Raw genomic sequence first — 21,221 nt, forward strand, 5'->3', positions numbered from 1 at the left:
GTTCTAGGCGCCGCGCCGCCAGTCGCTGGGGGATTCGCCGAAGGCGTCACGGAAGGAGCGGCTGAAGTGGGCCGCATCCAGGAAACCCCAACGCCCGGCCACGGCTCCGACGGACATGCCGGCCAGGAGCGGATCCCGCAGCTCTCGGCGCGCTCCTTCCAGCCGTTGGGTCCGGATCCAGCTCGCCACGGTGGTCCCGGATTCATGGAAGACGTTGTGCAGGTGCCGCGTGGAGATGAAATGGGCCGCTGCGATGGAAGCGGGCGAGAGCAGCGGATCAGCCAGGTTGGCGTCGATGTACTCGCGGACGGATGCCGCCAGGAGGGCCTGGGGCCTCATCCGGTCCGGGGACATGTCCAGTTCCGAGTGCAGCATCGTGGACACGAGATCGAGGGCGTTCGTGGCAAGGCGGGACCCGCTGGGGCCGCTCAGCGCATTCAGGTTCTGCGCGAGGTGGGCGATGAACGGCCCGACGATCGCGGCGAGGCCTGTGTCAGCGGCCATCCGCACGGCGGAGAGTTGTGCAATGCAGTCCGGCGGCAGGGAAAGTGCATCCCAGGGGAACATCACCACCATGAGCCGGGCGTCCGCCTCGAACGCAAGCGTGTAGGGGCGGCTGGTGTCGTAGATGGAGAGATCGCCCGGGCGCAGCAGAGCCTCGCGGTTGTCCTGGATGAGGAGCCCGGTGCCTTGCAGTTGGAGATTGAGCTTGAAATAGCGCTCGTTGGACTGCGCAATCAGGGCCGGCGTGCGGTGGACCTCATGGCTCGTGGAGGAGACTTCGACGACCGCCATGCGGTCCAGCCGGCGGGCCCGCATGCGGCCGCGGAAGTTCTCGGCATTTCCGCTCGAGGCGGCCAGGGGAACGAAGGACTCCGCGACGAGGTGCCGCCAGTGGTCGAAGGAGGTTGCCGTGCTGGTGCGGACGTCCTGTCCGGCAGGACTGAGTGACAGGCGGGCTGCAACTGCGGTCATAGAAGATCCTGACGCCGTCGTACTTCGGGGATTGTGTCGTGGGACACAGTCCTTTCAGGGTAGCGTCGCAGCCCGTCGATGTCATCTTTTTTCGACAACCGGCGAAAAAAGATTGTCCGCGGGTCCTAGCAGCCGAGCAGGGTCAGGAATCCCTCCAGCTGCTCGTTCAACCCTAGCTCCACCTGGCCTTCCGGGGCGAGCGCCGCCGCGATCTGGGCGCCGAGGAGAAGGTTGAGCAGCTGCCCGGCCAGGGCGGCGTCGTCGACGGCGGTGGTGACGGTGCCGGCGTCCCGCGCCTCGGCAAGATACTGCCGCATGGCCGCAAGCCACTGCTGCATCGATTCCCGATGGATCCGGGCCTTGCCGGGATCGTTGATGGCCTTCTGCCAGAACGGAATGACAATCCGGGCCTCGTTGATCCGCTCCTCATCCAGGGGCAGCACCTCGACGCAAAATGCCCGCAGGGCCTCGAGCCCGGCCTGACCGGCGGTGACCTCCGCGATGCGCTCGTTGGTGCGGTTGAAGACGTGCCCGAATGCGAAGGTCAGCAGGTCATCCTTCGTGGGGAAGTACGGCTTAAGGGCCCCGTTCGCAAAGCCGGCCTCGAGGGCAATTTCCCGCATGGTGGCACTTTCGATCCCGAGCCGGGCGATGATCCGCCACGTGGCGTCGACGAGTTCAAGCCGCCGCTGGTGGTGGTCGACAATCTTTGGCACCGGGCAGCTCCCCAAAATATTTGCGTCGGACTCTTGTGGCACATCTTACGTTTCCGTATTCTCTACAACTATAGAAAATAAAGTTCTGGCCCGCCAGGGTCCCCGAGCAAAGGTCGCCATTATGCCCGCACAAACTGACACCCGCACCCCGTTTAGTCCCTACAGTCCATACGGCCTGGCCACAGACGCCGAAATCACAGCAGTCCAAGGCATCCTGCGCGCCGCGGGCCTGCTGGGCGAGACCAAACGCATCGCGTACCTGGGCCTGGTGGATCCCGCCAGGAACGCGCCGGAGGGACGCGAGGACCGCCGGTTCCGCGTCTTCGTCCACGATGTGTCCGGAGGACGCCCTGCCGACGTGACCGTCTCGGTTTCCACCGGCACAGTGGTTTCCGACGTCGAGCTGGACACGGCCGTGACCGGTGAGCTCCCCGTCCTGGAGGAGGAGTTCGAGGTCGTCGAACAGCTTCTGGCCACGGACGAGCGGTGGCTCAAGGCGCTGGCGGAACGCAACCTGGACGTGAGCAAGGTGCGGGTGGCACCCCTGTCGGCCGGTGTCTTCGAGTACCCGGAGGAAAAGGGCCGCCGGATCCTGCGTGGCCTGGCCTTCGTGCAGGATTTCCCCGAGGACAGCGCCTGGGCGCACCCCGTGGACGGTCTCGTGGCGTACGTCGACGTCGTCAGTAAGGAAGTCACGCAGGTTCTGGATACCGGCGCCGTCCCGGTTCCCGCAGAGCACGGCAACTACACGGATCCTGATCTGACCGGGCCGCTGCGGACCACGCAGAAACCCATCACCATCACCCAGCCGGACGGGCCCAGCTTCACGGTCACGGGCGGGAACCACATTGAATGGGAAAAGTGGAGCGTCGATGTCGGCTTCGATGTCCGCGAAGGGGTGGTGCTGCACAATCTCGGCTTTCAGGACGGCGGCCGTCTGCGGCCCATCATCAACCGCGCCTCCATCGCCGAGATGGTGGTCCCGTACGGGGACCCGTCGCCGATCCGGTCCTGGCAGAACTACTTCGACACCGGCGAATACCTCGTGGGCCAGTACGCCAATTCGCTGGAACTGGGCTGCGACTGCCTCGGCGAGATCACCTACCTCAGCCCCGTGATCAGCGACGCCTTCGGTAACCCCCGGGAGATCCGCAACGGGATCTGCATGCACGAGGAGGACTGGGGAATCCTGGCCAAGCACAGCGACCTCTGGACAGGCATCAACTACACCCGCCGCAACCGTCGCCTGGTGATCTCTTTCTTCACCACCATCGGCAACTACGACTACGGCTTCTACTGGTACCTTTACCTCGACGGCACCATCGAGTTCGAGGCTAAGGCCACCGGCGTCGTCTTCACCTCCGCCTACCCGGAGGGCGGCTCGGCCAACATCTCCCAGCTCGCCCCGGGCCTGGGCGCCCCGTTCCATCAGCACCTGTTCAGCGCGCGCCTGGACATGGCGATCGACGGCCTCACCAACCGGGTCGAGGAAGAAGACGTGGTCCGGCAGGCGATGGGCGAAGGCAACGAACGCGGCAACGCGTTCTCCCGGAAGCGCACGGTCATCGCCCGCGAATCCGAGGGCGCCCGCGAGGCCGATGCCCGCAGCGGCCGGACCTGGGTCATTTCCAACCCGCGGTCACGCAACCGCCTCGGCGAACCCGTGGCCTACAAGCTCCACGCCGAGGGGCACCCCACCCTGCTGGCGGACCCGGAGTCCTCCATCGCCTTGCGCGCCGCCTTTGCCACGAAGGACCTGTGGGTGACCCGGTTCGCCGAAGACGAGATGTACCCCACGGGCGACTTCGTGAACCAGCACGCCGGGGGAGCGGGCCTGCCGCGGTATGTGGCGCAGGACCGGGACCTGGACGGCCAGGACATCGTGCTGTGGCACACCTTTGGCCTGACCCACTTCCCGCGGCCCGAGGACTGGCCCATCATGCCGGTGGATACAGCCGGCTTCAAGCTACGGCCGGAGGGCTTCTTTGACCGCAGCCCCGTGCTGGATGTGCCCGCGAGTGCACAGCCGGCCGGCGGCCACTGCCATAGCTGATCCGGCGCCGTGAGTGTCGCAGCCAGTGTGGGCCGCCGGGCCGGCATGGTCCCGCATTCCCGGATCTGCGCCGCCGTGACGGCGGCGTCGAGCCTCGCGCACCTGTGGCTTGTCGCCGTCAACCAGCACGGGACGTGGCTGAACCTGCTCATGCTGGCCATGGTTGCGGTTTGTCTGCCGTGCGCCGTGCATATCTGGCGCCACGGACGGGCCAGCGCCCTTCGCCAGGTCATGGCCTCGGCTCTGGCGATGACCGGGGTGCATGCGCTCTTACTCCTCGGCGCCGGGGCTTCGGGCCATGTCCATCAGGGTGCCGATCCCGCAGCAGCCGGAGCGGCGCCCTCAGATGCCGGGGCGCTACTGGCGGTCATCGCGCTGGAAATGACGACGGCGCTGCTCGCCGCGACGCTTCTGGCCCGGCTCCGGACGCAGGCCAACGGCTGAAACAGGCCAGTCAGTGACTCAGTCGTTGAAGAGCCCGGCCAGGTCCTCTGCCGTGAGCGCGCCGCCGGACAGGGCATCGCCTTCCATAACGTCGGCGAACAGCTTTGACTTCCGGGCCTTGAGCGCCATGACCTTCTCCTCAATGGTGTCCTTGGCGACCAGCCGGTAGACCATCACATTCCGAGCCTGGCCGATCCGGTGCGTCCGGTCCACGGCCTGAGCCTCCGAGGCCGGGTTCCACCACGGGTCCAGCAGGAACACATAGTCCGCTTCCGTGAGGTTCAGGCCGAAGCCGCCGGCCTTGAGACTGATCAGGAACACCGGCGCCGCGCCGTTCTTGAACTCGTTGACGACGTCGGTGCGGTTGCGGGTGCTGCCGTCGAGGTAGCAGAACTCAATGTTTTCCTCGACGAGCCGTTCCCGGACCTTGCCCAGGAAACCGGTGAACTGGCTGAAGATCAGCGCCCGGTGCCCTTCCGCGACGAGGTCTTCCAGCTGCTCGAACAGCACATCAAGCTTGCTGGAACGCACCCCGGACAGCGACGGGTCGATCAGCGAGGGGTCCAGGCTGAGCTGCCGCAGCAGCGTCAGCGACTGGAAGATCGTGAACCGGTTCTTGTTGACGTCGTCGATCAGGCCCAGGATCTTCTGTCGCTCCCGCTGCAGATGCGTCTGGTAGACCTTCTGGTGCCGCGGATTCAGGACCACCTCCAGGATCTGCTCCTGCTTCGGCGGCAGATCGTGGATGACCTGCTCCTTGGTCCGGCGCAGCATGAGCGGACGGACCCGGCGCCGCAGCTTGTCCAGCTGCGTCTTGTCCCCGTTCTTCTCCACCGGCTTCTGGTAGTACTCGGCGAACCGCTTGGGGCTGGAGAACAGTCCGGGCGCCACGATCGAGGTGAGCGCCCAGAACTCCATCAGGTTGTTCTCCAGCGGGGTGCCGGTGACGGCCAGTTTGAAGGCCGCAGGAAGCTTGCGCGCGCACTGGTAGGCCTTGGACTGGTGGTTTTTGACGAACTGGGCCTCGTCCAGGACCAGGCCGGCCCATTCCTTCGCGGCGTAGGCGTCGTAGTCGATCCGGAACAGGGCGTAGGACGTGATGATGATGTCAGCGCCCGCCATTGCTTCGGCCGGATTCGAGCCACTCTTGGCGAAGGTCTCGCCGATGGCGCAGACAGTCAGCCCGGGGGCGAACCGTGCCGTTTCTGCCTCCCAGTTGCCAACGACACTGGTGGGTGCCACCACCAGGAAAGGCGCCGCGCCTGGGGCTGCCCCGGCCCCGGCCCCGGCCCCGTCGGCAGCATAAGTGGCGGCAGCGTCGCCGTCGGGAGCCGCTGCCGGCTTTCCTGCCGCTTCCTTGGCGGCGCAGATCAGCGCCAGCGCCTGGACGGTCTTGCCCAGACCCATGTCATCGGCCAGGACCCCGCCGAGACCGTGACGGTAGAGGAAACTGAGCCAGTTGAAGCCTTCAAGCTGGTACGGGCGCAGATCGGCGTTGAGCGTCGAGGGCAGCGGCAGCCCCTTCACTCCGCCCTCCAGCAGCCCACCGACGGCCTCGCGCCAGGCTGCGGCCTGCTCGTCCACAATGCCGAGCTGCGCAAGCTCGTCCCAGAGACCGGCCTGGAATCGGCTGATCTGCAGCGGGGCGTCCTTGTTGTCCTGCAGCGAGCGGGCTTCATCAATCAGGGCCCGCAGCTGGTGCAGCTCGGGCAGGTCGAGGGAGAAATAGGCACCGCTGGGCAGCAGCATCCGGGTCTGCCCGGCCGCGAGGGCGGAGAACAATGCCGCGAACGAGACAGGCTGGCCTTCGAGGGTGATCACGATGCCAAGATCGAACCAGTCGCGGCTGTCCGTCGCCTTCGTCGAAATCGCTACCACGGGTGCCTCGTCGGCCTCCCGGTAGTCGGCGATCTCGCCGGCGGTGTCCACGGCGACCCCGGCGATCTCCCGGAGCGCAGGGAGCAGCTCCTCGGTGAAGGCCAGGGTGTCCAGGCCGCTGAGTTCAGCCGAGGCCGCCAGCCGCGGCGTTCCCCAGCCGCCGGTGGCCGACTCGCCCAGGGCCGGCACAACGTCCCACGGCTGCCCGAGGGCTTCCAGGACGTGCGCCTCCGCCGGGTCGTCCCGGTAGCCATGGTCACCCGGATGGCGCCAGAGGGGCTGGGCCGTGACCAGCGTTCCGGTCTTGTAGTGCCATTCCCAGTGCAGCCGGACCCGGTGATCCGCGCCGTAGTTGGCGAGCAGGGACAGGGTGGGGACAGCCAGCTGGGGCAGCTCCACTGACTCGTCGGAGGCCGTGACCCGGGCGGACTGCTTGAGCTTGGGGTAGAAGCCGGTCAGGAAGCGGCTCTCGTCCCGGGCCGGGATATGCAGCGTGGTCCCGGCGGTGACGAAGGTCAGCAGTTCCTCACTCAGCCCGTTTTCCAGCGGAGCGAGCGTGATGATGGAGTCCGACGGCGCGGCGCCGGGCAGCGCGTCCGCCCCGGAGGTCAGGAAGATCCCATGGGCGGGGCGGCCGATGGTTCCCACAGACGCCGGATCGACGACGACCCCCTCCACTGTGATGGTCGGGGCGAGCGACAGGCCGCTGTTTCTGTCCGCGGCCGCGGCCGCGGCCGCCAGAGCCGTCGAACCGGTGTTTTCAACGGGGACGCCTTCCCCAGGAACGCCGTCCCCGGGAAACGGTGCGGCGCCGAAGCGGGCCAGATTGAGCCCGACAGCGGCGGGCTCCTCCACGATCCTCACCGGCGCCGCACCGCGGCTGTGGACCAGCTCGACGCCGATCTTCTGCGCATGGGCCAGCAGGCTCCAGAGGTTCTTCCCGGCATAGGTATTCAGTCCCAGCCACGGCGCGTTTCCGGTGTGCTGGCGGTTCGCCAGGACCGTGTGCGAGGCGAGGAACTCCTGCATCCACTCAACGTGTGCCTCGTTGCACTCACGCCGGTAGTTCAGGTAGCTCAGGGTGTTCCAGGAAACGTCACCGCGGATCCATTTGCCTTTGGCGCCCATGATCACGGGCCGGGCCTTGAGCTGGCGAACGCTGCGGAGCGGGTCCCGCCGGCCGGTGTAGGAGAAGTGCGGGGCCGGCTCCTCGACCTCGAGCTGCAGAGCCAGCGGGATGCCGCTGGTGGACTGGGTGATTCCGGGCCGGGCGATCAGCGGGCTGAGGGCCTGCTCCCAGTCGGGAACGTCCGTCGGCTCGGCCCGCCGTGCGAGCCGGGTGGCATCTGCGGGGGCCAGCAACTGGAAGCGGGTGGCGGGGTTATCTTCGGCCGCGAACAGCAGCGCGGCAACATGTTTGCAGTCTTTCCGGACCGGACAGCTGCAGACTCCCACGGTGCAGCTCCAGCCTCCTGCCTTGCGGACCAGCTTGGCGGTGGTCGAATAGGGCACGTCGGAACCGCCGCGAACCTTGCCGAGCAGCAGGCCTGTGGCGGCGTCGAAAGAGATTCCGGAAACGCGGCTCCCCATGGCGTACGCCAGTCCGGCCGCGAGGGAACGGTCATTGATCGCGGGTGTCTGTATTGCCAGTGCCGCACTCTCGTCCGGATGGGATGGCATTGTGCGCACTACTTTCAGCAGTTGGTCATCTGGTCCATCTTAGCGAGCCTGGAAGGGCCCCTCGAACTTCGCCGGCCGAGCCGGTGCCGCCCCGGACGGACAGACCGGACAGACCGGACAGACCGGATGGCAGGAACCCCTAAACTTCGTCCGACGTTCAGCTCCGGCTCAGCCGCGGGCCGGCCGGAGCAACATATCTTGGAGGGGTCCGGAGTGCCACCAGCCTTCAGCAGTGAGGATTTCCCATGAGCAACGGCCTTTCCACCACCGTTTCCAGCGCCACACCCGTCCCGGTCCTGACCAGGGAAGGCGTCGGCGGCAGCGACTCTGATGCGGTCGACGCGAACGTAGACGTGGTCAACGCCATGTACGCGGAACTGCTCGACACGGACGAAATCGCCCCGAACGCATTGCGCGCCTACTACGTGGATTTCTACCTGACCCAGTCGCTGGGCGGCGGGTTCGCCCAGTACGTGTTCACCGCGCCGGAACGCGAGGACATTGATGCCTACATCCGCGAAGGGCTCGAAGCGATGGGAGCGGTGGCGCATCTGGACCTCTTCAACCGCACCGTGGCGGCCTTCGGCGCACTCTCCGAGGAGGAAGCCGATGCCTATCTTGATGGCGATGCCGACGCTGAGGATGACGTCACGGACGGCGGCCGCCCGGACGCCGTGCACTTCCTGGAAGAGCTCGACCGCGAGTTCGAGGCGCTGCTGGAGTCCGAGGACATCATCCGCCTCAACGCGGTCTGGCTCCGGGGCCAGGCGGACCTCCTGGTCCTGGACGACGAGGAACTTGATCGTCACATCGCCGAGCGCGTCTCGCGGATCCCTAACCTGGCGGAACGCCAGGCCGGGGCCGCGGAGGACGAGCTGCTGGATGCCCCGGAGTTCGAGCTGATCATCCGAGAACTCTGTGACGTGGCGGGCCACACATTGGTGAAGATCACCATGGGTGACCCCAACTACCCCCACGACGGAAACCCCGTCCTGGCCTGGCATTTCACCACGGACCAGGGCGAGTACCTCATGGTCGAAGACGACGATGAGGCGTTCATGATCCACCCGGACACCAAGGAAATTGTGGCCGCCGTCGAATTCGCGGAGGACGACGCCTAACCGGTGCCCGTCCGGCGTCGGCTAGGAACCGGCTGCCGTGGTGATCATTTCACCGGAGGGTGCCACGACGTACCAGACGCTGTTGACGCCCTGCCCCAGGACATCCCCGGCGGCCTTGTCCTTGGCGAAGTAGTAGATGGGCATACCGTTGATGGTCACCTGCTTCTTGCCGTCAGGGGTGGCGATGGTGCCCACCTTGCCGGTGACGCCGTCGACCGTTGGTGCGTCCGAGGTGGTGACGACCGGCGGCCAGGCGGTGAGGCAGCCGCCGGTGCAGGCGCTGGTCCCCGAATCCTTGACATCTTTCGTGAAGTAATAGACGCTCATGCCTTTGCCGTCGACCACGATCTGTCCAAGCTTGGACGAAGCCACCTTGAGCGCTGCGGCCGCAGCTGCCGGCGTGGACGCCGGCGCCGAACTGGCCGCGCCGGGGGACGTCGTCGCGGGCGTCGACGTCGTTGAAGTGCCGCTGCCTCCGGCACAGCCGGAAAGTAGTGCGGCGACGGCGAAAGCGGACAGGCCGATGCTGAGGTGCTTCTTCATGTGATGCTCCTTGACTCGTGCCGGCCAACTCAGAGTCCGGCCCTAACCCTTACGACGCCGCCGGGTGAACAATGGTTCAGGGCGGGGCAATGAACTTTTCCGCTGCCCCGTGCGTCGTAGGGGGCAGCAGAGGGCAGAGCGGAACGTCGGAGCAGGGGAGGCAAGGGCATGTCGCTGGACGAAGACGTCGTTGCCTCGATCTACCGCGAACACGGGACCGCGCTCAGGCGATTCGTCCTGGGGGCCTCCCGCGATCCGCAACTGGCCGACGACGTCGTGCAGGAGACTGTGCTGCGCGTCTGGCAACAGGCACCGCAGATCACGGGGAGCCTGCGCAGCTACCTGTTCAGGACAGCCCGCAACATCATGATCGACAATTACCGCAAGGCCCAGCGGCGGCCGCAGGAAGTCGCGGAACGCGACGGGGCCGATCCCGTCGACGGGGCCGAACGGGTGGACGAACTCCTCAACAGGGTCCTGATGGAGGAGGCGCTGCTGCGGCTCAGCGCCGGGCACCGGGACGTTCTGGTCGCGCTCCACTACCGCCGCTACACGGTCCAGGAGGCGTCGGTCCAGTTGAACATTCCCAGCGGAACAGTGAAATCCCGGGCGTTCTACGCCGTGCGGGCGCTCCGGACGATCCTGGACGAGATGGGGGTGCAGCGGTGAACCCGACGGAACTCCACCAGCTGCTCGGGGCCTATCTGCTCGGCGGGCTGGCACCGGCCGAGGCCGCTCACTTCGAGCAGCATCTGGGCTCATGTCCCGACTGCCGGCTGGAGCTCGATGAACTGGCCAGCCTCCCGGCTCTGCTGGACGCGATTCCGGTGCCCGACGCCGTCGCCCTGGGCCCGGCGGCCGCTGCGGCGGGCCGCGAGCCGGCGCCTCCGGGCCCCGAGGCAGTGCCGGTGCCGCGGCGGCTCCTCGATGAGCTGTCCGCCCGGCGCCGGAACGTACGACGCCGGTGGTCGGCGGCCGTGGCGGCCGCGGCGGCCGCCTGCCTCGCCGTCGGGGTCCTGGCCGGACCGGTGCTCAACCAGCCGGCCAAACCGGACGCCAGTTACTCCGTCCAGGCCAGTGACGGTCCACAGTTCACGGTGGGGCTGGTCAAGAAGACATGGGGAACCGAGCTCGCGGTCGACGGCCGTAGCCTGCCGGCGGACGGAACGTTCTCGCTCTGGGTGAAGGACCGCGACGGCGGCGAGGACCGCGCCTGCGCGTGGACGGCGACCCCCAGCGGCAAGGTCAAGATCACCGGGGCCACCCCCGTGCAGCTCACCAGCATCGCCGGCGTCGAGGTGCGGAACGCGCAGCAGCAGACCGTGGCCGTGATCGCCGTACCGGGGGCTTAGCGGGCGCCTCCAGGCTCCGGCCCTCCGGCCCTCCGGACACTGTCCTGCTGCGAATTCGTCGTAAAGGCTCCCGGTATCGGGTGTCAGGACGATGATGCTCCCGAGTGACAAATCCGAGCGCTTCGTAGAACGGGAGAACATCGTCGAGGCGTTGGCAGGTCAGAATCGGGATAGCTGCGCAATGATTGCTGGGGTCAACGATCCTCTTGCGGGTCGCGGAGCATCTGCTCGTGGTCGCGGCCGCCGTAGAAAATACCTACGATTGCCACTGTCTCATTCAGGATGGCCGGGGGTGTCAAATGGATTGTGTATCTAGCTCCTCATCGGCGCCCGACTCACCGTTCTGGAGCCGGCCGAGCTCGGCACCGCATTCACGGACCTCGCAACGGACATCACCCGCATCGCCAACGACACCCCGCCGGCGAAAACGTCACATGACAGATCAAGGCAGGAATCGTTCGTGCGCTGAAGCTGACCCGTGTCACATGGGAACCTTGAGCGGGCGGCCAGAAACCGTTGTCGGTCGCCCGGAAGACGTCGCGTGGAATAGATCAGGATAGCGACGCTGCATAACTATGGATGAGTAACTAAGCATTGGTATGGTTGGGTCATGTCAATGTTTGAGCAGGACGCAGCCTGGCCACCGCTCGACTTTGAAGAGCGGCTCTGGCGCAACGTTCAAGACGTGTATGGCTCACGCACACAGAAGCGTCGGGCCGCCGGACCGTATCTGGCTGCTGTGCCCCCATTCATTTCCGGCCTGGCGATCCACATCGATGGCGAACTGCACGCTCTGACCGAAGAAGCCGCCAGCGAGCTTGCCCGCTTCGACGCCGAAGTCGGACACATTGCAGCACCGTTCGCATCCATTCTCTTGCGCACCGAAAGTGCCTCCAGCTCAGAGATTGAGAATCTAACCAGCGGTGCGCGACAGATCGCCTTGGCGGAGCTCGGTGAGCACGCCTCGAGGAATGCGCAGCTGATCGTGGGCAACGTCAGAGCCATGCAAGCTGCTCTCGCCCTGTCCGAATCCATTGATGGCCACGCCATCCTGGAAATGCACCGCGCGCTGCTCGAGCAGAGCAATCCCGACATCGCCGGCCATTGGCGCGATCAGCAGGTTTGGATCGGCGGAGGGGGCCTCGGGCCCCACACAGCACAGTTCATCCCGCCCCATCACGAGCGCGTCACCGTACTCATGGACGATCTCGTCGCTTTCGCCAATCGCATCGACCTACCTGTTCTTGTTCAGACCGCGATCGCCCATGCCCAATTCGAAACGATTCATCCATTCCCCGATGGCAATGGCAGAGTCGGTCGCGCACTCATCCAGGCGATGTTGCGCGGGGGGCAGCTGACTCGTAATGTCGCCGTTCCGGTCTCCGCGGGTTTGCTCCACGACACTAGCCGTTATTTCGATGCCCTCGGCGCTTACCGGTCGGGGGACATCACCCCGATAGTCCGCTCCATCGCCGAGGCATCGTTCGCGGCGGTGCACAACGGTCGCATCCTCGTCGAGGACCTCGAAACCGTCCGGCTTGAGTGGCGCGACCGCATTACGGCAAGACGAGACTCCGCGGCCCACCGGCTCGTGGATGTCCTCCTTCGCCAGCCAGCTATTGACAGCGCCGCCGCCGCAACTCAACTTGGTATCTCGGCCGTCAACGCCCAGGTCGCTATCAACCGCCTTGTTGATGCCGACATCCTGATCCAAATCTCGACCGGAAGGCGCAACCGGATTTGGCTGGCGAAGGATGTCGTACGAGTTCTTGACGAGTTCGGCGCTCGGGCCAAGAGACGCCGATAGGGGAACCTTGAACGGGCGGCGATTGGCTCTCCAGCATGTGAGGGCCGAGAGCAGCGAGGAAAGGGGTCGCCAGGGGAATGCAACCCTCAACGGGGGAGATTTCCGGAATTACGGAGCAATTTCCTCCGTTCTGGGTCGCAGTAGGTGTCTGATCCCTAAACAAGTGTCAGGTTGCTTCGGCGGACAGTAAAAGGAACAACGGCACACGCCTTCGGCGCTCCAGCTCGCCTTCGTCTCCGCCGAATCTGCCAGGTTCCGGTTCGCACTCGCGAAGGGCTGTCAAAGTAAAGCCTGCACCAGTAAGCGCGCCCACATACTGTTCGATAGTTCCTATGGAACCAGGTCACGGTGTCGCCCATCCACAAGCGCTCCCGGGTTCCACCTACAAAGTAGTCATCGACCGTCCAACTTCCGCGCGACCCCTCCGGAGATGACTGCACGTCCGATGAGGTGATGACGGGGTGAAGGACTGAGAAACAAATCCTCCCGCCGGGGCACAGCGCGGCACGACAGGACCGCAGAACGGGGTCAGATCCTCACGGTACTGCAGTGCCATCCGCGAAACAACGGCCGGCCGACATGTTCTGAAGCCACAGTCCGATGGCACCGACGACGTTGTCGGACTCGGCATCGGCGATGGCGAAGGACAGCCCTCTTCCTTCGGCGGACCGGCCGCGCTGCCGCCAGATCCACTCCAGAGCCTGCTGTGCCGTGGGGAGTGCGGGAAGGCTGCCAATGAGAGGGATGTAAGGATCGTCCCCCAACTCGAAGGCGAGATGCACGTCGTCGTCGGTGAACTCGCGCAAGACCACTGAACCGTAGGTCAGTGGTGTGGTCGGCCAGGACGGTAAATGCTCAGTCATACGTCGATTATCGCCGTGGTCATCGTCCCGTGCTGCTCAAGGTCCACCCGATCATGCCGGACAGAGTGGGTTTTCCACCCTCAGCCCTTTTCCGGTGAGGGATCCCTCAGCGGGAACGACTGACGCAGCCGCAGCCCGACCAGCGGCCGCGTCTGTTTTCTAACATCGTCCCGGCAGGCGCGTTGACTGTGAGGCCCCTGCCGCTTGCTTAGGGAATCAGCCGCTGGTCTCGGAGACTCTGGAAGATTCTCAAGAACATCGCTTCGCTGTCAACATATGTGTGGAAGCCGGCACGCCTCGACTTTGATGTGTCGGCGATGACGTCGTAGTCCCACGCGAAGACGAAGTCGCCAAACTGCCAGGAGGACACATCAGAGTAGGGGGTCTTCGCCAGGGCGTGCTTCTCAACCATTGCATCCCAGAGGTCAGATTTGTCTGCCATCACCTCGCTCAGGCTCATCGGCAAAGGTGGCGCTACATCGAGGTCGAAGAACGCTGCAATTTTCGGCCACATCGAGGACCAGCGGAACATGTCACCGTTTGTGATGTTGAAAGCTTGGTTCCTGCTGCCGGGGTTTGTTGCGGCCCAGACGGTAGCTTCCGCCAGCAGCCCTGAGTCCGTCATCTCGATCAGGCTTGTGTAGGCCCCGGGCTTGCCAGGGAACCGGAACGGGACGCCGAGCTCTTTGCTGATTGAGGCGTACACCGCAATCACCATGGCGAGGTTCATGGGGTTGCCGAGCCCAATGCCGGCCACAACCGAGGGGCGCAGTGCGGACCACGACCACGCGGCGTCAGCCTGCCGGCGCTCAAGGAACTGTTGCTGGTCGACGTTGAACTCCGGTGGCATGTGCGGCGGATCGTCCTCACGGGCCGGCGTCGAGAAGGGCCCCAGATGAGCGCCATAGACCTTGTACCCCTGCATCAGACTGATGTGCTCCAGGTTCGTCGCCACGGGTTCGATTGCGTCGACGATATTCGTGAGCATCGCCAAGTTCGGCGGCACCAGTTCCGCCCAGCTGGCGCGATCCTGATAAGCGGCATAGAAGACATGAGTGACCCCAGTCAGGCTTGCGAGTTTCAAAGCGGTGTCGTCTTTGTCCAGAAGGTCAACGGCGATATGCCGAACCGACCCCTGACTAGCCCCTCCCCGCCGAGAAAGTCCGATGATCGTCCAGCCTCCCACGCGGTCGAGGTGCTCGATCAAGTTTCCGCCGATCACACCCCGTGCTCCGACGACCAATGCAGTTCTCGTTGCCATGCTTCCTCCTTCATCGCAAAAACGTGATTTACCGATCTCATTTGTAGCACAGGATCGTGACATCGCGATATTACGATTCAGAGGCTACGCTGGAGGCATGGGAGAACTCAGTGACGATCAACTGGTGAGCGCGTTCAAAGCGCTCGGCCACCCAACGCGCTTGGCAATTCTGGGCTGGCTCAAGGACGGCAACTCATTTCCGCCGCAGGATCGGCCGGCGGACGAGGTCGGAGTGTGTTTGAAACACATTCAGGCGCGTGCAAACGTGTCACAGTCCACCGCTTCACAGTTCATGGCGACGTTGCAACGCGCAGATCTTGTGATCTGTACTCGCATCGGCCAGTTCTCCCACTACCGACGTAACGAGCAAACCATCGCCAAGCTCGGCAAGGCCATCGGCGCCGACGTTTAGCCGCACCGCTGCCCTGTTCACGACAAGAACACCACAAGATCATTATGCGAACCCTGGGCGACATGTCGCTCTGACGAACGCCCGCAAGGCGAAGCGCTGCCGGAGCTGGATGCGGGGGGTTCGTCACGCGAGGTAGTTGGCCAGAGCCTCGAGCAGGCCCCGTGTGCCTTTCTCGCGGCCCGGCCCATCGGTCCGGAACTGGTCGAAGAAGACGCCGTGCTAGACGTGCGTGAACCGGGTGCCCTCGTCTATGGGCTCGAACTCTAACGACGCCACCGACGTCGACATGTGGACCCCGTCGAGCCACATGTCGTACGTCGTGACGATGCGGACGTGCTCGACGATGTCGGTGTACGTGGCTTCGTACCGCGAGACCGGACCGTTGTGAAACGTCCCCGCGTCGATGTCGTGGCCGCCGACGCGGAAGTCGAATACCCACTCACCGGGCTCAATGGCGTCGCCGGCGCCCCGCCAGCTCAGCTTCTTGTCCTCTTCGGCGAATGCGTTCCAGACGCGTTCGATAGGAGCGGGGTAGTCGCGGGTCAGGGTGAACCCGGCGTGGGCGAGGCGGCGTTCGATTGCCATGGGTGCGTCCTATCGGGTGAAGGTGACGTGGATGGCGCCGCTCTCGGCGACTTCTGTCGTCACCCTGTGGGTGAGATCGAGGCTGGGAAGATCGTCCCACAACCGGGTTCCGCGGCCGAGGTGGATGGGGGCGACCATGAGATGCAGGTCATCAACTAGGCCGACACGCAAGAAATCGCGCGCGATGCCAATCCCTCCGCCGACGCGCACGTCCAGGCCGCCTGCTGCTTCTGTCGCTTCGGCGAGCACCTCCTCGATGGGGGTGCTGCGGAAGTGGAACGTCGTTCCGCCCGCCATCGGGATCGACGGACGCGGTGCGGTGTGTGTGAGTACATAGACCGGGGTGCCGAACGGCGGCTGGTCACCCCACCAGCCCTTCCAGTTCGGATCGTCGGGGAACGAGTGCAGGCCAAACATTGCCGCGCCCATGACCTCGGCGCCGATGCCCTCGAAGAACGCGGCAGCGTAGGTGTCATCGATGCCGGCCGTGCCGGTGCCGGTGGTGTCGCCAAAGACTTGCTCATGGAACGTGCGGGTCGCGGCGTAGGCAGCCGTGAGGCGGCCCCAGTCCTCGCCCATCGGATTTTCGGGCGATCGGCCGGTCGTCGAGGTGTAGCCATCCAGTGAGACGAACAGGTCCATGCGAACGCGGGTCATATCAGGTCTCCTTCGGAGGTGGTGCGGATCAGGTGGATGCCAAGCCGGTCGGCTTGGTGTTCTGCGGGGGTTCGCTGCTCGCCGAGCCACAAGTGCAGGACGTCCAGGGCGCCCGGTCGCAGGCTCACGATGCGGACGCGTCCGTGCTTCTCCGACGTGACGACTCCCGCGTTCTCGAGGACGCTCAGGTGCTGCATGAGCGACGGCAACGTCATCGAGAACGGTGCCGCGAGTTCGGACACGACCGCTGGAGCCTTCGCCAACCGTTCCACGACGGCACGGCGTGTCGGATCCGCGAGAGCGCGGAGCACGGCGTCGAGCTCGTCATGATACTTAGGCATATGCCTAAGTATCAGTGAAGGCAGGGGATTCGTCAATCGGCCCACGCGAGGAATGTGTCTCGGGTTTGACGCGTGTCCTGAATTGATCCGTTAACGCATTTCTGGATTCCGTTCTCGATCGCGAAACTGGCGTCGCTAATGAATTTCCCTGGATTGGCGCCTGAAAAACGGGCCTTCACAGACGCAGATTCAGTGCCGAGACCAAGATGCAACCAGAGAAGTGTGCTGTGTCACAGGGGAACCCTTACCGGGACAGGTGCTGCTTGACCTTGTTTTGCGGTGGCAGGCCAATATCCGCACTATCGGGACTGTTAACTCCGTTTGGCGGCGAGGCAGCGTGGCGGTCGGACCCCCATAGAACCAAGGAAATGGGACCCCCGAATGGCAGGCAGGGGGCACGTAGCCTGCGAGGGCGTCCTACGACACCTCGCAATCACCGCTCAATTGCCCGGCTGGAAGACGAGTTGCTCAAAACTGCCAGCGCCGCGGTCAGATCGGTGGAAGACCAAATGCGTGAGGGTCTCGACGCCTCCGAACAGGCGCAACTAAGGCGCTTGCTGGCCTCATGCATCGCGGCCCTGTCCGAAACTCGAATACCCGGGCAACATTAGCCATGCAGTGACTTCGAAGCTGGACCTCCGCGCCTACGAGTGACTGGCGGGCGGGTCAGCTTGCGGGGCGGGTCAGGATCTGGCCACCGCGCAGGACCGTGACCAGCCCGAAGTCAGCGTCCACCGCAACGATGTCGGCGCGCATGCCCGCCCGCAGGCTTCCGGTCTCGCCGTCCAGGCCCAAAATCCGGGCCGGGACGAGCGTGGCCGCCTTCACGGCGTCGGCGGGACTTACCCCGGCCCCAATGGTCCGGCGGACAACGTCCAGGAGGGTTGCCGTGCCGCCGGCGAGGGCGCCGTTACTCTGCAGGGCAGCTACGCCGCCGCGCACCACAACGGCGGAGGACCCGAGTTCGTAGTCGCCGTCGGGCAGCCCGGTTGCCGCCATGGAATCGGTCACGAGGGCGACGTTGCCGGCTCCGACCACCTCGAAGACCATCCGCACCGTCTCGGGGTCGAGGTGGACGCCGTCGCCGATGAGTTCGACGGCGACGGTGCCGGCTGCGGCCAGGCGCAGACAGGCCGCGACCGGTCCGGGGCTCCGGTGATGCAGGGACGGCATGCCGTTGAAGAGGTGCGTCACCGTGGGCCGGGCGGCCGCACCGAAGGGGCCAGTGGTTCCGAGGCCTGTCCCGCCTGAGCCGGTGTGCGCCGCCAGAAGGTCAGCCGTCTCCGTCAGGGACGCGGCGGTGGTGCGGGCATCGGCGTCGGTGTGGCCCAGCGAGGGGGTGACGCCATGCCTGGCGAGCATCCTGAGCAGCTCGCCGGACCCGGGGAGTTCCGGGGCATAGGTCATGGTCTTGAGGGTTCCGCCGGCCGCCGCCAGCATGTGGCCGAGCAGCGCCGGATCGGGGTCCCGGAGCCACTGGGGATCTTGCGCTCCGCAGCGGGCGTGCGACAGGAAGGGGCCCTCGGCGTGGACGCCGGCGATAAGCCCCTCGGACGCCAGGGCCCGCAGCACACCGAGTGCCCGCAGGAGCTCGTCGGCCGAGGCGGTAACCAGGCTGGCCAGCAGGGTGGTGGTTCCGCTGCGGTGCAGGAAGTCCACGGCGTCCCGGCAGGCCAGGCCGTCCGAGCTGGGGAAGCTGCCGCCGGCCGCGCCGTGGCAGTGGAGGTCGATGAGCCCGGGCAGGATACGGCTGCCCGGCGGGAGGTTCAGTTCCACCGCGCCCCCACCAACCACGTTGCCAGAAGCCGTGCCGCCACCAACCACGTTGCCAAAAGCCGCGGCGTCAAACCCGTTACGGGGCCCGGCGTAAGCGATCCGGCCGTTGGCCACGACCACGACCGAGTCAGCGTAGCTTGCCCCGTCCGTCAGCATCTCACCGCGCAGGACGTACCGCCCGGCGGGGGTCGAACCGAGAATTTCCGGGCTGTTCATGGGTGCCTTTCAGGAGCGAAACGCGGAGGGCAGGCCGATGCCGGCGGCAAGGCGGCGGGGCCCGCCGTCGGGCGTTACATCTTGGCGAGTTTGGCGCGGACTACCATGAAGACGCCGTAGCAGATCAGGCCGACCCCCACGGCAGCTAGCATATACATGCCGAACGGCTGCTCGCGCAGGCCCTTCAGGCCGCCGTCGAGCCCGGTTGATTCCTCGGGACGCACCTGCACGGTGGCGATGATGATCAGCAGTCCGGCCAGCAGCAGTGCGACGCCCTTCGCGGCATAGCCCACCACGCCGAGGACCGTCACCGCGGTCCGCCCGGCGTCCGCGGACGGTAGCCGGAGGTGTTTGGCGAAGGACTGCCGGAAGCCGCGGATGGCGTAGACGATTCCGGTGACGGCGACCGCCGCGCCGATGGCGAGCAGGAGTGCGTAGCCGCCGGGGGCCTTCATCACGGAGACTGTGAGGTCGCTTGTGGAGGTGCTGTCGTCCTTGCCGACACCGCCGGCGAAGGACGCGAGTGTCACCGCGAGTCCGGCGTACACCACAGCCTGCAGGGCGGCCTTGAGCTTCTTCGCCAGCTTCTTCTTGGCGGGGAGATGCTCGAAGTCGAAGATGGCGTCGCTGGTCTGCCACAGGGCCAGCGCCACGCACGCGGCGAAGGCGCTCCAAAGGAGCAGCGGCCCGGCCGGCTGGCTGGCCAACTGCCCGACCGCCCCGCTCACATCCGCCTTGCCCTCACCGCCCAGGGCGAGGCGGATCGCAACTACTCCCACCAGGAAATGCAGGGCGCCGCTCACGGCAAACCCGGTCCGGGCCACCAGCTCGAGTGCGCGCGAGTTCGTGATCTGTTCGGCAGCGTCGGCGGCGTCTTCTAGTTCTCTTTTGATATTCGGCCCTTCAGCTGGCTCAGCTCCTCCGCCGGATGTGACCTCCGGCGCCTTCATCTCCCGTAATCGTGCCACGGTAACGTGCCCGGTGACAGCACCGGATGTGCGGCCGGCTGACACATGGCCCCGGGGCGTTCAGCGGCGCCGGTAGCTGAGATCGAAAACGAGGCGGCCGGCGTCGTGCGCCTTGTTCTCGAAGCTGGTCAGGACGCGGCCGGCGAACCTTGGCGCCCAGCCGCCGGTCTCGTCGGTGCCTTCGTTGGGGCCGGTGTGCCCGGTGCTCACCGGTGCGCGGCCTTCCTTGACCGGGGCCCCGCCCACCAGGGATTCGACGCCGGATTCCCACACCCGGGTGAGGGGGCTTTCGGCGCCGCTGCGCTGGCCGTCGTGCAGGTTCTCGAAGTCGGGCGAGCCGGCCAGGACCTCGCGGACGTGGACGGCGTAATTGGACCAGTCCGTGGCGATGCGCCAGATGCCGCCCGGTTTGAGGGCGCGGGAGGCAAGCTCGGCGAAGTCCGGCTGGATGAGGCGGCGTTTGTGGTGGCGGGACTTGTGCCACGGGTCCGGGAAGAAGACCCACAGTTCCGCCACGGAACCGGCGGGCAGCATGGTGGCGAGCACCTCGGGGGCATTCGCCTCCACAACGCGGACGTTTCCCAGACCGCGGCTTTTGATTTTGATCAGGGTGTTGGCGAGCCCCGGGGTGTAGACCTCCACCGCCAGGAAATCCGTGTCCGGGTTCTCCTCGGCCGCATGGCACACGGCGTCGCCGAGTCCCGAGCCGATCTCGACGATCAGCGGGGCCCTGCGGCCGAACTCGGCCTCGGCGTCGAAGACATAGTCCGGATGCACCGAGGTATTGGCGATGTGGCGGGGGACCTCCACGGCCCAGCGGTCCGAGTGCTCCTCCCAGGCGGCCTGGCGCCGGCCCTGCAGGCGGGTTCCGCGGCGCACAAAGCTCACCGGCCGGCCGCCGTAGGTGCCGAAGGAGGCCTGGCTGCCGGGCGTCACCGGCCGCGGCGGCTGAAGGGGCTGGGGCATCTGCGACGGCTGCGACGGCTGGGGGCATTCTGGGGATTCGCTCATCCCTTCCAGAATAGTGGAGTTCCGACGGGCGGGGTGGTCGGCAGGATTGCCCGGCCGGCTGCAGTGGACAAGGCCGGCGGCGCGGAGCCTGCCAGAAGCGGAGCCTGCCAGAATGGGGCGGTGACCGTACCGAACAGCGCCCCCGACTCCACTGCCAGCAGCCCCGCCGCCGGGGAAAGCCGCAGCACGCTCGTCGACGCCGAAATCGACGACGTTCCCGCGGCCGGGCCCACCCGGGTCGGCAGCCGCCGCGCGCTGGCCTATCTGGGCGTCTGCCTGGTCCTGATCGGGCTGAACCTCCGCACCGTCTTCTCCAGCTTCTCCGCGGTCCTCCCCGAAGTGACGGCCGACGCCGGGCTCCCGGGCTGGGCCGTCGTCGTGCTCACCACCGTGCCGGTGACGCTGCTCGGGGTTTTCGCCCCGCTGGCCCCTGTACTGGCCCGCCGCTTCGGCGCGGAACGCGTGCTGCTCGCCGCCATGGCGGTGTTGACCGCCGGTCTGCTGTTGCGGCCTGTGGACGCCGGTGGCGCCGGGCATCTTCCGGCGCTGCTGCTCGGAACGG

Annotated in this window: 19 protein-coding genes and 1 pseudogene; 8 read left to right on the forward strand and 12 right to left on the reverse strand. The window is 66.1% G+C overall.

The genetic code is table 11. The annotated features are described in order from the left end of the window. Nucleotides 1–3: 3 nt before the first annotated feature. Nucleotides 4–975, reverse strand: a complete 972-nt coding sequence (locus AC50X6_RS12715; protein WP_494966564.1) for an AraC-like ligand-binding domain-containing protein — start codon at nt 973–975, stop codon at nt 4–6. 125 nt (nt 976–1,100) lie between these two features. Then, nucleotides 1,101–1,691, reverse strand: a complete 591-nt coding sequence (locus AC50X6_RS12720; RefSeq protein WP_494966565.1) for a TetR/AcrR family transcriptional regulator — start codon at nt 1,689–1,691, stop codon at nt 1,101–1,103. 121 nt (nt 1,692–1,812) lie between these two features. On the opposite strand from AC50X6_RS12720, the gene AC50X6_RS12725 reads away from it, so the two are divergent. After that, the gene (locus tag AC50X6_RS12725) at nt 1,813–3,744 is read left to right on the forward strand and encodes a primary-amine oxidase (protein WP_494966566.1); all 1,932 of its coding nucleotides are present in this window, start codon (nt 1,813–1,815) and stop codon (nt 3,742–3,744) included. A gap of 9 nt (nt 3,745–3,753) precedes the next feature. Continuing rightward, nucleotides 3,754–4,188 (forward strand): hypothetical protein, encoded by a 435-nt coding sequence (locus tag AC50X6_RS12730; RefSeq protein WP_494966567.1) that lies wholly within the window; start codon nt 3,754–3,756, stop codon nt 4,186–4,188. Nucleotides 4,189–4,206: 18 nt separating this feature from the next. Here the strand turns inward: AC50X6_RS12730 and AC50X6_RS12735 are convergent, their stop codons facing one another. Next, entirely contained in the window at nt 4,207–7,746 is a 3,540-nt protein-coding gene (locus AC50X6_RS12735) for a DEAD/DEAH box helicase (protein ID WP_494966568.1), read from the reverse strand. Nucleotides 7,747–7,991: 245 nt separating this feature from the next. On the opposite strand from AC50X6_RS12735, the gene AC50X6_RS12740 reads away from it, so the two are divergent. Continuing rightward, nucleotides 7,992–8,867 carry a DMP19 family protein gene (locus AC50X6_RS12740; protein WP_494966569.1) on the forward strand — a complete coding sequence of 292 codons (876 nt, stop codon included), beginning with the start codon at nt 7,992–7,994 and terminating at the stop codon, nt 8,865–8,867. Between the two features lie 21 nt (nt 8,868–8,888). On the opposite strand, the gene AC50X6_RS12745 is transcribed toward AC50X6_RS12740, so the two are convergent. Then, nucleotides 8,889–9,410: a COG4315 family predicted lipoprotein gene (locus tag AC50X6_RS12745; protein ID WP_494966570.1), complete on the reverse strand. Its 522-nt coding sequence runs from the start codon at nt 9,408–9,410 to the stop codon at nt 8,889–8,891. A 168-nt stretch (nt 9,411–9,578) separates the two neighbouring features. On the opposite strand from AC50X6_RS12745, the gene AC50X6_RS12750 reads away from it, so the two are divergent. The 3 genes from AC50X6_RS12750 to AC50X6_RS12760 all read left to right on the forward strand — a co-directional run bounded on the left by AC50X6_RS12750 (nt 9,579) and on the right by AC50X6_RS12760 (nt 12,569). Beyond that, nucleotides 9,579–10,079 carry a sigma-70 family RNA polymerase sigma factor gene (locus AC50X6_RS12750; RefSeq protein ID WP_494966571.1) on the forward strand — a complete coding sequence of 167 codons (501 nt, stop codon included), beginning with the start codon at nt 9,579–9,581 and terminating at the stop codon, nt 10,077–10,079. Then, nucleotides 10,076–10,762 carry an anti-sigma factor family protein gene (locus AC50X6_RS12755; protein WP_494966572.1) on the forward strand — a complete coding sequence of 229 codons (687 nt, stop codon included), beginning with the start codon at nt 10,076–10,078 and terminating at the stop codon, nt 10,760–10,762. Before AC50X6_RS12750 ends, AC50X6_RS12755 begins: the two co-directional genes overlap by 4 nt. A gap of 616 nt (nt 10,763–11,378) precedes the next feature. Next, nucleotides 11,379–12,569: a Fic family protein gene (locus tag AC50X6_RS12760; RefSeq protein WP_494966573.1), complete on the forward strand. Its 1,191-nt coding sequence runs from the start codon at nt 11,379–11,381 to the stop codon at nt 12,567–12,569. A gap of 536 nt (nt 12,570–13,105) precedes the next feature. On the opposite strand, the gene AC50X6_RS12765 is transcribed toward AC50X6_RS12760, so the two are convergent. Together AC50X6_RS12765 and AC50X6_RS12770 are read right to left on the reverse strand one after the other, a co-directional pair. Beyond that, nucleotides 13,106–13,432 carry a GNAT family N-acetyltransferase gene (locus tag AC50X6_RS12765; protein ID WP_494966574.1) on the reverse strand — a complete coding sequence of 109 codons (327 nt, stop codon included), beginning with the start codon at nt 13,430–13,432 and terminating at the stop codon, nt 13,106–13,108. A 208-nt stretch (nt 13,433–13,640) separates the two neighbouring features. After that, nucleotides 13,641–14,693 (reverse strand): SDR family oxidoreductase, encoded by a 1,053-nt coding sequence (locus AC50X6_RS12770; RefSeq protein ID WP_494966575.1) that lies wholly within the window; start codon nt 14,691–14,693, stop codon nt 13,641–13,643. Between the two features lie 97 nt (nt 14,694–14,790). Between AC50X6_RS12770 and AC50X6_RS12775 the strand changes: the two genes are divergently transcribed. Then, nucleotides 14,791–15,105, forward strand: coding sequence for an ArsR/SmtB family transcription factor (locus AC50X6_RS12775; protein ID WP_494966576.1), 315 nt, complete (start codon nt 14,791–14,793; stop codon nt 15,103–15,105). A gap of 219 nt (nt 15,106–15,324) precedes the next feature. Here AC50X6_RS12775 and AC50X6_RS12780 read toward each other — a convergent pair whose 3' ends face one another. The 6 genes from AC50X6_RS12780 to trmB form a co-directional block, all read right to left on the reverse strand. Beyond that, nucleotides 15,325–15,690, reverse strand: coding sequence for an SRPBCC domain-containing protein (locus AC50X6_RS12780; protein ID WP_494966577.1), 366 nt, complete (start codon nt 15,688–15,690; stop codon nt 15,325–15,327). Between the two features lie 9 nt (nt 15,691–15,699). Further along, nucleotides 15,700–16,347 (reverse strand): dihydrofolate reductase family protein, encoded by a 648-nt coding sequence (locus AC50X6_RS12785; RefSeq protein ID WP_494966578.1) that lies wholly within the window; start codon nt 16,345–16,347, stop codon nt 15,700–15,702. Further along, nucleotides 16,344–16,688 (reverse strand): ArsR/SmtB family transcription factor, encoded by a 345-nt coding sequence (locus AC50X6_RS12790; protein WP_494966579.1) that lies wholly within the window; start codon nt 16,686–16,688, stop codon nt 16,344–16,346. Before AC50X6_RS12790 ends, AC50X6_RS12785 begins: the two co-directional genes overlap by 4 nt. A 666-nt stretch (nt 16,689–17,354) precedes the next feature. Next, entirely contained in the window at nt 17,355–18,680 is a 1,326-nt protein-coding gene (locus AC50X6_RS12795; protein WP_494966580.1) for an N-acetylglucosamine-6-phosphate deacetylase, read from the reverse strand. A gap of 74 nt (nt 18,681–18,754) precedes the next feature. Next, complete coding sequence (locus AC50X6_RS12800; RefSeq protein ID WP_494966581.1) at nt 18,755–19,630, reverse strand: DUF1206 domain-containing protein; 876 nt, start codon at nt 19,628–19,630, stop codon at nt 18,755–18,757. Nucleotides 19,631–19,708: 78 nt separating this feature from the next. After that, entirely contained in the window at nt 19,709–20,659 is a 951-nt protein-coding gene (trmB, locus tag AC50X6_RS12805) for a tRNA (guanosine(46)-N7)-methyltransferase TrmB (RefSeq protein ID WP_494966582.1), read from the reverse strand. 204 nt (nt 20,660–20,863) lie between these two features. Here trmB and AC50X6_RS12810 point away from each other — a divergent pair. Beyond that, a pseudogene (locus tag AC50X6_RS12810) lies at nt 20,864–21,221 on the forward strand (MFS transporter); the annotation flags it as partial.

Source organism: Pseudarthrobacter sp. HLT1-7 (assembly GCF_059383435.1).